The 617-nt window shown below is 47.2% G+C and carries 2 protein-coding genes; both read left to right on the top strand.

From position 1 onward, the window contains the following. Positions 1 to 231: DUF2895 family protein (locus tag K0335_RS22155; protein ID WP_219394163.1), on the top strand; the 231-nt coding region annotated here is incomplete at its 5' end. Further along, positions 231 to 617 (top strand): TIGR03749 family integrating conjugative element protein (locus K0335_RS22150; RefSeq protein WP_219394162.1); only part of this gene is annotated, 387 nt, incomplete at its 3' end. The genes K0335_RS22155 and K0335_RS22150, both read left to right, overlap by 1 nt.

Here is a 617-nt window from a genome sequence, read left to right as displayed (position 1 = left end):
ATCATTGAGAGCGATGACAGTTGGGAGGTCAGTCTGGATTTGGTAGTCGATGAATACTATCACACAGAACCTGTAAAACGGGCACTGGCCAGATACCCCCTGCATATTGTCCGCTGGGAAGGTGATCCGGAGCGCAATGCTTTTGGTCTGGCGCTTGATTGCTATAAAGGCGTCCCACAACGACTTGAAGCTGCAGTGGTCCCTGAGCCAGAGAAAAAGGGGATGTTTTAATGGCGATGTTTAAAGTCCTTAATTTTAAGTGTAAATGGTGGCCGATAATTCTCCTTTTATGGTTTTCATCAGCACAGGCTGTGGAGCTGATGAAATGGGAACGGATCCCTCTGCTTATTCCACTTTCTGTTAACCATGAGCGAATTGTCTTTGTCGACCGCAACGTTCGTGTAGGTTTTCCGGCAATGCTCAAAGGTAAACTGAGGGTTCAAAGCAGCGGTGGTACGGTTTATTTACAGGCCAGCGAACCTTTTGAACAGACCCGACTTCAACTGCAGGATGTTGAATCGGGCGAGATTATATTACTGGATATTGCTGCCAAAAATGACAATAAGGCGCTTGAGCCTGTTCGCCTGGTTTATTCGGGAGAAGTGTTATCGGTGAGC

The organism is Escherichia sp. GZ89 (assembly GCF_019366485.1).
Classification (GTDB): Bacteria; Pseudomonadota; Gammaproteobacteria; order Enterobacterales; family Enterobacteriaceae; genus Escherichia; species Escherichia fergusonii.
The sequence above is the reverse complement of the archived record's forward strand: the minus strand, read 5'-3'. Positions and strand labels throughout refer to the sequence as shown.